Here is a 10,026-nt window from a genome sequence, read left to right as displayed (position 1 = left end):
AAGGTGAAGCCGCGTCAGGTGACCACGCTGGCGTTGAGTTTCGATCACCGGCTGGTCGACGGCGAGCTGGGTTCCAAGGTCCTCGCCGATGTCGCCGCGATCCTGGAACAGCCCAAGCGCCTCATCACCTGGGGATGAGCGTGTCCGAGGGCTCCGATCGGTTACCCTCGGAACCAGGAGAGGACGGCCGCAACATCGTTTTGCGGCCGCCCTCTCTGCTCAGGGGCCCTCTCAGGCCGGGTTCAGCACATAGACCGGCGCCCCGTCCTCCGTTCCGCCCCGGGACCGGATGCAGGCGTGCTTGCGCAGCAGCCGCAGACACTCGTTGACGCGCCTCACCGAGAGACCTGTGCGCGCCGCGATGGATTCGAGCGGCTCACGCAACTCGCCCTTCTCGACGAGGACGGGCGCGATCACCACGGCCACCGCCCATACGTCCTCGGTCACGGACAGCCGCTGCCGCCAGCTGGCCAGGACGGACTCCGTGGTCGGCTGGACCCCGAGGGTGGCCGCCGGCGGCGCGGGACGTCCGAGGGCCAGGACGTCGAGGTGGTCGGCGATGCGCCGCATGGCGATCGCCATGGTCTCCTGCGCGGCCAGCGCGGCCTTCTGCGTGGCCAGGATCTCCTTCTGCAGGGCGAGTGACTCCCGCTGTGCCGCCGCGAGTTCCCCGTCCACCTGAAGGTTGTGCGCCTCCAGCCGGACGATGGCTTCCGCGACCTGTTCCGGCATGGCGTAGGCGATGGGGGCACCGGGATCGCCGGGCTGCACCTCGGCCTCCTGCAAGGTGTACGAACCCTCCCGCTGAACCGTCTCGATCACCTCGGCGGCCCACTGCTTGAAGGGGGCGCAGGCCGGTTTGGTGCAGGCGTTGACGAGCAGGATGAGACCTTGCAGAGAGATGAGATTCAGGTCTCGGCGCCACTCCCTACCTGCGGGAATGCTGAGACCGTGACTTCCAGTCACTGTCTCGAGATTGTCTCGGTGCGCCTCCGGAACGTGGTCGATGAGAGCCTTCCGCGGCGTCGTGTATCCGAGTTCGGTGCAAACATCCACCGCCGGGAACCAGTGCGTCCCGTCCGGCATGGTCAGCCGGCGGACGCGGGCCCCCGTCGCCGCGTACACGAAGTCGCTGACGTCGATCGCCTCGTGCCGCGCGGACGAGTCGGGCTGCTTGCTGGGTTCGATCATGTGAACCACCTCCTCCGCGGAACGTAGAGCCGGGCGAATCGCATATGCCACTCGCAACCGGGATGTTCATGATTGCGAGTGAAGTTTCCCGAAAAGGCCCTCAGTGCAGCCGTGTTCGGCACTTCGGGTCTTCGGGGCCGGCGCCCCGCGTGCCCTGACGGAGGCGGGCAGCGGAAAGGGCCCGCCGCGTTGCGCGACGGGCCCTTCCCGGTGGTGCGCGTCAGCCGAGCTTGGCGAAGCCGTAGCTGAGGAGCTTCTTCGCGTCCGCCTCGCGCTGGGCGATGGAGGAGGAGGCGAGGACGGTGCCGATGACGGTCTTGCCGTTCCGGGTCGCGGCGAAGACCAGGCAGTACTTGGCCTCGGGGCCGGAGCCGGTCTTCACGCCGATGGTGCCGCTGTAGCTGCTGAGCAGCCCATTGGTGTTCTTCCACGCGGGCATCGTGCGCGTGCCGCCCGACTTGGTGGTCGTCTTCGCGGTGTACGTCTTGGTCTTGACGACCGTACGGAACGTGGCGCTCTTCATCGCGCTGCTGGCGATCTTCGTCAGGTCGCGCGGCGTCGAGTAGTTCTTGCCGTTGCCGATGCCGTCGAACGAGTCGAAGTGGGTGTTCTTCAGGCCCAGGTTCTTGGCGGCGGTGTTCATTTTGCCGATGAAGTTCTTCACGCGCGCGTCGCGCGTGGAGCCGGAGCCGTAGGTGTCGGCGAGGGCGTAGGCGGCGTCGCAGCCGGACGGCAGCATCAGCCCGTACAGCAGCTGGCGGACCGTCACCTTGTCGCCGACGATCAGGTGCGCCAGGGAGGCGTTGTTCTTGACGACGTAGTCGCTGTACGCCTTCTGGATCGTCACCTTCTTGTCGAGGTTGAGGTTCGACTGCGCGAGCACGACCTTGGCGGTCATGATCTTGGTGGTGGAACCGGTGGCGAGCTGGGTGTCCATCTTCTTGTTGAACAACGTCGAGCTGTTCGCGTTGTTCATGAGGTACCCGCCCTTGGCCACGATCGAGGGCGTGGCGACGGCCTGGGCGGGCGCTGCGGTGAGGGCACCGGTGGCGAGCAGCGCGCCGGATGTGACGGCCACGGCGGCGGCTCTGCGGAGGCGGGTGCCTGTGATGCCGGTAATCAACGTGATGTACCTCGAATGTCTTGAATGCCCCTGAAGTGCGGCCGAGTTGAGGTGGCAAACGGAAAGAGGCCGCATGTGTCTGACACGTAAGTAGCACAGAAGGTTGTGCGGTCGCTGGGAGAGACCTTCGTCACGTCCGCATGATGGACGGATCTGCCGGTTGCGTACGTGTTGTATCTATCCTGTGGCCATGAATACGGCCGTCGAGCAGTCCGCCCCCCACCCCCTCAAACCGCCGCCCGCCGCCGACCGCGTGTACACCCACGTCAAGCAGGGTGTGCTCGACCGCCGTTACGAGGGCGGCACCCTGCTCACCGAGGGCGAGCTGGCCGAGGCCGTCGGCGTCTCGCGCACCCCCGTCCGGGAGGCGCTGCTCCGGCTGGAGGTCGAGGGCCTGATCCGGCTCTACCCGAAGAAGGGCGCCCTGGTCCTTCCGGTCTCCGCGCAGGAGATCGCCGACGTGGTGGAGACCCGGCTGCTGGTGGAGCAGCACGCGGCCCGCAAGGCCGTACCCGCCCCGCCCGGCCTGCTGGAGCGGCTGGCCGAGCTGCTGGAGCGGCAGAAGGCGCAGGCCGCCGCCGGTGATCTGGCCGGCGCCGCGGTCACCGACCGCTGCTTCCACGCCGAGATCGTGCGCAGCGGGGGCAACGAGATCCTCTCCCGGCTCTACGACCAGCTGCGCGACCGTCAGCTGCGGATGGGCGTCGCCGTCATGCACTCCCACCCCGACCGGATCGCCAAGACGCTCGCCGAGCACGAGGAGATCCTGGACGCGCTGCGCGCCGGAGACGCGGAGGCGGCCGTCGGGGTCGTCCACCGGCATGTGAGCTGGTTCTCGCACCTCGCGCGAGGTGAGGTCCGGTGAGCGCCCCGGAGCGCAACGCCACTCTTCCGGGTGACCCGCCGGGCGGCCGGCGGGCCGTCGCCGTGTGGTCCATAGGCGTGGCCGTCTACTTCGTCGCCGTCATCTTCCGTACGTCGCTGGGGGTGGCCGGCCTGGACGCGGCCGACCGCTTCCACGTCAACGCCTCCGCCCTCTCCACGTTCTCCATACTCCAGCTGCTGGTCTATGCCGGCATGCAGATACCCGTCGGCCTGCTCGTCGACCGCCTCGGCACCAAGAAGGTGCTGAGCATCGGCGCGGTCCTCTTCACCGCCGGACAGCTGGGCTTCGCCTTCTCCTCCTCGTACGGCACCGCGCTCGCCTCCCGGGCGCTGCTGGGCTGCGGCGACGCGCTGACCTTCATCAGCGTGCTGCGGCTCGGCACCCGCTGGTTCCCGGCCCGGCGCGGGCCGCTGGTCGCCCAGCTCGCGGGACTGGTCGGCATGGCCGGCAACCTGGTCTCCACCCTGGTCCTGTCCCGGCTGCTGCACGGCATCGGCTGGACCCCGGCGTTCGCGGGCAGCGCGGCGGCGGGCGCGGTCGTCCTGGTGCTGACCCTGCTCTTCCTGAAGGACCACCCCGAGGGGCAGGAGCCGGAGCCGTTCCCGCACCAGGGCGCGGCCTACGTCCGCCGGCAGATCGCCGCCGCCTGGCGGGAGCCGGGCACCCGCCTCGGCATGTGGGTGCACTTCACCACCCAGTTCCCGGCGATGGTGTTCCTGCTGCTGTGGGGCCTGCCGTTCCTGGTCGAGGCGCAGGGCCTCAGCCGGGCCACGGCCGGTGAACTGCTCACCCTCGTCGTCCTGTCCAACATGGTGGTCGGCCTGGTCTACGGCCAGATCGTCGCCCGGCACCACGCGGCGCGGCTGCCGCTGGCGCTGGGCACGGTGAGCGCGACCGCGCTGCTGTGGGCGGCGACGCTCGCCTGCCCCGGGGAGCATGCGCCGATGTGGCTCCTGCTGGCGCTGTGCGCGGTGCTCGGCGCGTGCGGGCCGGCGTCGATGCTCGGCTTCGACTTCTCCCGGCCCGCCAACCCGCCCGAGCGGCAGGGCACGGCGTCCGGCATCACCAACATGGGAGGCTTCATCGCCTCCATGACCACGCTGTTCGCGATCGGTGTGCTGCTCGACGCGACCGGCGACGACTTCACCGTGGCGTTCTCGGCGGTGTTCGTCCTCCAGGCGCTCGGCGTCAGCCAGATCCTGCGGTTGCGGGGCCGGGCGGCGCGGCGGGAGCGGGAGCGGCTGGTGGCGAGCCGGGTGGAGACGGTGCACGTGCCCGCGGCCTGAGCCGCGGCTCTCCCCGCCCGCCGGGTTCCGCCCGGCCGGGACACCGGGCCGGCGCGAGGGGGGCACCTCGCCGCCCTCGGCCCCGCCTCGGCCGGGAGCCGCTACGGCGTCACCGTGAAGTTGCGCAGGATCGCCGCCGCCAGCTCCTGGTCGCCCTCGGTCTTCACCCGGTCCGCGACCGCCTCCGGCGTGACCCGGCCGCAGGCCAGGCGGACGTAGGTCTCCCAGTCGAGGCCGAGGGTGGCGGCGGGGCCGAGGGCGGGGGCCGTCTCCACCGTGCCGCGGCCCTGGATGTCGACGCGGACGGTGCGCAGGAACTCCACCGGGCCGTGCACGTCGAACACGATCGCCGAGCTGCGCGGCGCCCCCGCGTCGTGCGCGACGACCTTCGGCAGCGCCTCCAGCAGGACGTCCCGGGTGATGTGCGCGCCCGGCGAGTCCAGGTTCCCGGGGCGGCCGAGGGCCGTGCGCAGATCCTGCTCGTGCACCCAGAGGTCGAAGGCCCGGGAGCGGTAGGCCTGCTCCAGGCTGATCTCCGTGCCCAGTGGCCCGCGCATCAGGGTGCCGGGCTCCCGGGACTCGTTGCGCAGCTGGCGGTTGCGCCGGATGACCGTGTACTCCAGCTCGGCCGTCATCTCCGGTGCCGTGTGGTGGCGGCGGACGTCGACCTGCATCTCCATGTAGCGCTGGTGCTCGGTGGTGACGTGGAACAGGTCGCGCGGCAGGGCGTGGATGGGGCGCGGGTCGCCGAGGATCTCGCAGTCCATGCCGATGACATGGGACACGATGTCCCGCACCGACCAGCCGGGGCACGGGGTCCGCCGGTTCCACTCGCCCTCGACGAGCGGCTGCACCATCTCGGATATCGCTTCGATGGAGTGCGTCCAGGCGTCGGCGTAGGGCTGGAGGGCGGGATGCAGACTCACGGAACAGGACCCCTCGGCGGTCGGTACACGGGCAGGTTGTGGCGGCATGGCCAGCGGGCGGCGGCTGCACTTCGGCGGGTGTCTTGAGTGGCTAAGTTACGCTGCTGAAAGGCACCCCGGCAGTGCTTTCGTGTGACGATCGTAGGCCTGTGTGGACGACTCGAATGCCAGGACGGTGGTAGTGTGCGCGCCTCGCTGATCCAGATCGCGGTGGACGAGGACGAACCGGTCGACTCCCGGAGGCGGCGCGTGGCCGCGCTGGTGCGGGAGCAGAGCGGCGCCGACCTGGTCGTACTGCCCGAACTGTGGACCACCGGCGCCTTCGCCTACGAGGAGTTCGGCCGCGAGGCCGAGCCGCTCGACGGGCCGACGTACGAGGCGATGGCCAAGGCGGCGAGCGACGCGGGCGTGTGGCTGCACGCCGGGTCCATCCCCGAGCGGGCGCCCGCCGAGGGCGGCTCGGCCACCGCGGGCGACGGCCCCCTCTACAACACCTCGCTCGTCTTCTCCCCCTCCGGCGAACTGGCCGCGGCCTACCGCAAGATCCACCGCTTCGGCTTCGACAAGGGCGAGGCGGTGCTGATGAGCGCCGGCCGGGAACCCGTGACGGTCCGGCTGCCCGGGACCACGCTCGGCGTGGCCACCTGCTACGACCTCCGTTTCCCCGAACTCTTCCGTGCCCTGGTCGACGCCGGCGCCGAGACCCTGGTGATCCCGGCGGGCTGGCCCGAACGGCGACGCGCGCACTGGACGCTGCTGGCCCGGGCGCGGGCGGTGGAGAACCAGGCGTTCGTGCTCGCCTGTGGAACGGGCGGGACGCACGCCGGAGTTCCGCAGGCCGGCCACTCGATCGTGGTGGACCCGTGGGGCGAGGTCCTCGCGGAGGCCGGTCCCGGCGAGGAGGTCCTCACGGTGGACATCGACCCGGCGAAGGTGGCCGCGACCCGTGAGCAGTTCCCGGCACTGAAGGACCGGGTGCTCGGCCTCGAACCGCCCAGGCACCCCGCCTGACCGCGCCCGCCCGGGGTCAGTCCTCCTCCCCCTCCTTCTCGGCGAGGTGGATCACGCACACCGCCACCGCGATCAGCAGCGCCGGATCGGCGTCCTCCCGTACGACGTCCACGCCGTAGGTGTCGCGGACGCTCAGCCAGCGCCGGGAGATCACCGCGAGGAGTTCGCCGTCGTACTCGACGGCGAACTCGCGGTCCAGGATCTTGCCGCTGACGTCCAGTTCGGTGCCGTCCACCAGGGCGACCCGGTAGTGGTTGCGCAGCAGCGACAGCCGCTTGCGCTTGATCCTGGCCAGCGCCTCGCCGTCCCGTTCGATCACCATGGTGTCGCGCAGGGCGAACATCTTCTGGTGGATGTCGATCAGGACCCGCCCCTGGGCGTCCTTCAGCTCGAAGGTGTCCCGCAGGCGCATCGCCTTGCCGTCGACGAGGAACACCTTGCGGCCCTGCTCGTCCTCGATCCACCAGTCGTCACCGATGCCGAGGATCCGGTCGCGCACGAGGAATCTCATACAGCCCATGCTTCCCCGGAGCCGGTGGATCCTCACAGAATCGCCCTCTGCCGACGGCCGCCAGGGCGTACGCCGCACCCGAGGTCGTCCTGGTGTTCGACCGTCGGGGGTACGGGGGTCCTTCCGCCGCCGGACGGCGCGGACCCCGGACCCGGCGGGTCACCTGACCGGGCACCGGAATCCACCCGGACACCAGGTATGCGGAGAATGAACTTCAGGAACCGGCAGCGGAGTTGGCCAACCAACGGGCCGGCGACCGGGTCGAACGATGCGGAAGTCGGCGAAGACAGCCGCCCGTTCCTCACGGAGGTCCACCATGTCCGTCCGCCCCACCCGCCGCCGGTCCGCGCGCACGCTCGCCCTGGTCCTCGGCGCGGCCGCCCTCGCGGTGCCCGCCGCCCTGGCCTCCGACGCCTCCGCCGCCGCCTCGCCGGCCACCGCCGAGGTCAACCAGTACGACTGGCAGCTCACCTACACGGCCGGTGCCGGCCAGGCCAACAAGGCCGCCGTCACCGCCTCGCTCAGCGCGGACCGCTCCGCCTACATCTACGTGATCGACGACGTCGTCCCGGTCACCGCGGGCCACGGCTGCTCCTACCCCGCCGCCGCCGACCGCACGAAGGTCACCTGCACGGTCACCAGCGTCGAGAGCCAGGACCCGTACCCCGCCCTGATCATGGACCTCGGCGACCGCGACGACACCGTCGCGTACAAGAACACCACCGACCAGGTCTACTCCTACGCCGAGATCTCCCTGGGCGCCGGCAACGACAGGGCGAGCGACTCCGGCCGGCTCGACGGCGCCTACGTCTCGGGCGACGCGGGCAACGACACCCTCTCGGTGGGCAAGCTCGGCCTGGCCTGGGGCGGCGACGGCAACGACACGATCGACGCGAGCGGCGGCGACAACATCGTGCAGGGCGGCAAGGGCGACGACACTTTGCGCGGCGGCGCCGGCGGCCAGTACCTGTCCGGCGACGACGGCAAGGACACCCTCACCGGCGGCGCCGGCGACGACAACCTGGGCGGCGGCAAGGGCGACGACGTCCTGTACGGCAACAGCGGCAACGACACCCTGTACGGCAACAGCGGCGACGACAAGCTGTACGGCGGCCCCGGCCGCGACAAGCTCTCCGGCGGCCCCGGCCGCAACGTGGTCCGCCAGGACTGACACGGGTGACCCGCCGCTCCCGCCCGGATGGCACCCTTGAACCATGAACGATGCCGCCCCGGTGCCCGCCCCCGCGCCCCGCCGACGTGCCCGTGTCCGCGCCCCCGAGCTGATCGGCAAGGGGGGCTGGCTCAACACCGGTGGGAAGGACCTGAGGCTGGCCGACTTCCGGGGCCGCACGCTGATCCTGGATTTCTGGACGTTCTGCTGCATCAACTGCCTGCACGTCCTGGACGAGCTGCGGGAGCTGGAGGAGAAGCACCGGGACACGGTGGTGGTGGTCGGGGTGCACTCGCCGAAGTTCGTGCACGAGGCCGAGCACCAGGCCGTGGTGGACGCCGTGGAGCGGTACGGCGTGGCGCACCCGGTGCTGGACGACCCGGAGCTGGCCACCTGGAAGCAGTACGCGGTGCGGGCCTGGCCGACGCTCGTGGTGATCGACCCCGAGGGGTACGTCGTCGCGCAGCACGCGGGGGAGGGGCACGCGCACGCCATCGAGCGGCTGGTGGCGGAGCTGGCGGCCGAGCACGAGGCGAAGGGCACCCTGCGCCGCGGTGACGGCCCCTACGTGCCGCCGGAGCCGGAGCCGACGAGCCTTCGCTTCCCCGGCAAGGCGCTGCTCCTGCCGTCGGGGAACTTCCTGGTCAGCGACACCACCCGGCACCAGCTGGTGGAGCTGGCCGAGGACGCCGAGACCGTCGTACGGCGGCTCGGCTCGGGCGTGCGCGGGTTCGCCGACGGCGGCCGGGAGGAGGCGTCCTTCAACGAGCCGCAGGGCCTCGCGCTCCTCGACGACGGCGCGGTCGTGGTCGCCGACACGGTCAACCACGCCCTGCGCCGCCTGGACCTCGCCACCGGCGAGGTGACCACCCTGGCCGGCACCGGCAAGCAGTGGTGGCAGGGCTCGGCGACCTCCGGCCCGGCCCGCGGGACGGATCTGTCCTCCCCCTGGGACGTGGCGGTCTTCGGCGGCAAGGTGTGGATCGCGATGGCGGGCGTCCACCAGCTGTGGACGTACGACCCGGCGGCCCGGACCGTCGCCGTGGCGGCCGGCACCACCAACGAGGGCCTGGTGGACGGGCCGGGCGCCGAGGCCTGGTTCGCCCAGCCCTCCGGCCTCGCGGCCACCGCCGACCGGCTCTGGCTCGCCGACTCCGAGACGAGCGCGCTGCGCTGGGTGGACCCGGACGGCCGGGTGCACACTGCCGTCGGCACCGGCCTCTTCGACTTCGGCCACCGGGACGGCGACGCCGAGCAGGCCCTGCTCCAGCACCCGCTGGGCGTCACCGCGCTGCCGGACGGCTCGGTCGCCGTCGCCGACACCTACAACCACGCCCTGCGCCGCTACGACCCCGCCACCGGCCAGGTCACCACGCTCGCCACCGATCTGCGCGAGCCCAGCGACGCCGTGCTCGTCGGCGAGGACATCGTGGTCGTGGAGTCGGCCCGGCACCGGCTGACCCGGCTGCGCCTGCCGGAGGAGGCGGTCCGGGTGGAGTCGGTCGCCCACCGCACCCGGCGCGCGGCGACCGAGGTCGCCCCCGGCCGCCTCCGCCTGGACGTGGTCTTCCAGGCCCCCGCGGGCCAGAAGCTCGACACCCGCTACGGCCCCTCGACCCGCCTCCTGGTCTCCTCGACCCCGCCCGAGCTGCTGCTGGGGGGCGGGGGCGCGGACACGGACCTCTCCCGCGAGCTGGAGCTGAACCCGGCCGTCCCGGAGGGCGTCCTGCACGTCTCGGCGATGGCGGCCTCCTGCGACGACGACACCGCCAACGAGTACCCCGCCTGCCATGTCCACCAGCAGGACTGGGGCGTCCCGCTCCGCCTCACGGAGGGCGCCGCCGACCGCCTGCCGCTGGTCCTCGCGGGGATGGCCGAGAACTAGCCGGGAACCGGCGGCCGGGAACCAGCGGTACGGGCG

General features: G+C 71.5%; 10 protein-coding genes. 6 read left to right on the top strand and 4 right to left on the bottom strand.

Translation table 11 applies throughout. From position 1 onward, the window contains the following. On the top strand, positions 1-138 hold a 138-nt coding region (locus tag ACF073_RS22175), incomplete at its 5' end, for a 2-oxo acid dehydrogenase subunit E2 (protein ID WP_392072487.1). 93 nt (positions 139-231) lie between these two features. Here the strand turns inward: ACF073_RS22175 and ACF073_RS22170 are convergent. Both ACF073_RS22170 and ACF073_RS22165 read right to left on the bottom strand, forming a co-directional pair. Continuing rightward, positions 232-1,191 carry a Bro-N domain-containing protein gene (locus tag ACF073_RS22170; protein WP_392072454.1) on the bottom strand — a complete coding sequence of 320 codons (960 nt, stop codon included), beginning with the start codon at positions 1,189-1,191 and terminating at the stop codon, positions 232-234. Between the two features lie 220 nt (positions 1,192-1,411). Beyond that, entirely contained in the window at positions 1,412-2,314 is a 903-nt protein-coding gene (locus ACF073_RS22165; RefSeq protein ID WP_392072452.1) for a D-alanyl-D-alanine carboxypeptidase family protein, read from the bottom strand. Positions 2,315-2,504: 190 nt separating this feature from the next. Here ACF073_RS22165 and ACF073_RS22160 point away from each other — a divergent pair, with 190 nt between their 5' ends. Together ACF073_RS22160 and ACF073_RS22155 are read left to right on the top strand one after the other, a co-directional pair. After that, positions 2,505-3,179 (top strand): GntR family transcriptional regulator, encoded by a 675-nt coding sequence (locus ACF073_RS22160; RefSeq protein ID WP_392072450.1) that lies wholly within the window; start codon positions 2,505-2,507, stop codon positions 3,177-3,179. After that, positions 3,176-4,486, top strand: coding sequence for a nitrate/nitrite transporter (locus tag ACF073_RS22155; protein ID WP_392072448.1), 1,311 nt, complete (start codon positions 3,176-3,178; stop codon positions 4,484-4,486). The genes ACF073_RS22160 and ACF073_RS22155 overlap by 4 nt, the downstream gene beginning before the upstream one ends. A gap of 101 nt (positions 4,487-4,587) precedes the next feature. On the opposite strand, the gene ACF073_RS22150 is transcribed toward ACF073_RS22155, so the two are convergent. After that, positions 4,588-5,412, bottom strand: coding sequence for a maleylpyruvate isomerase family mycothiol-dependent enzyme (locus ACF073_RS22150; protein ID WP_392072446.1), 825 nt, complete (start codon positions 5,410-5,412; stop codon positions 4,588-4,590). A 183-nt stretch (positions 5,413-5,595) separates the two neighbouring features. Here ACF073_RS22150 and ACF073_RS22145 point away from each other — a divergent pair, with 183 nt between their 5' ends. Beyond that, positions 5,596-6,423, top strand: coding sequence for a carbon-nitrogen family hydrolase (locus ACF073_RS22145; protein WP_392072444.1), 828 nt, complete (start codon positions 5,596-5,598; stop codon positions 6,421-6,423). A 16-nt stretch (positions 6,424-6,439) separates the two neighbouring features. On the opposite strand, the gene ACF073_RS22140 is transcribed toward ACF073_RS22145, so the two are convergent. After that, complete coding sequence (locus ACF073_RS22140) at positions 6,440-6,934, bottom strand: LURP-one-related/scramblase family protein (RefSeq protein WP_392072442.1); 495 nt, start codon at positions 6,932-6,934, stop codon at positions 6,440-6,442. 316 nt (positions 6,935-7,250) lie between these two features. Between ACF073_RS22140 and ACF073_RS22135 the strand changes: the two genes are divergently transcribed. Both ACF073_RS22135 and ACF073_RS22130 read left to right on the top strand, forming a co-directional pair. Next, a complete protein-coding gene (locus tag ACF073_RS22135) occupies positions 7,251-8,105 on the top strand; it encodes a calcium-binding protein (RefSeq protein ID WP_392072440.1) in 855 nt (284 codons plus the stop codon). A 43-nt stretch (positions 8,106-8,148) separates the two neighbouring features. Beyond that, positions 8,149-9,990, top strand: coding sequence for an NHL domain-containing thioredoxin family protein (locus ACF073_RS22130; RefSeq protein ID WP_392072439.1), 1,842 nt, complete (start codon positions 8,149-8,151; stop codon positions 9,988-9,990). Positions 9,991-10,026 lie beyond the last annotated feature (36 nt).

This window comes from Streptomyces sp. NPDC015171, from assembly GCF_043079545.1.
Classification (GTDB): Bacteria; Actinomycetota; Actinomycetes; order Streptomycetales; family Streptomycetaceae; genus Streptomyces.
The sequence above is the reverse complement of the archived record's forward strand: the minus strand, read 5'-3'. Positions and strand labels throughout refer to the sequence as shown.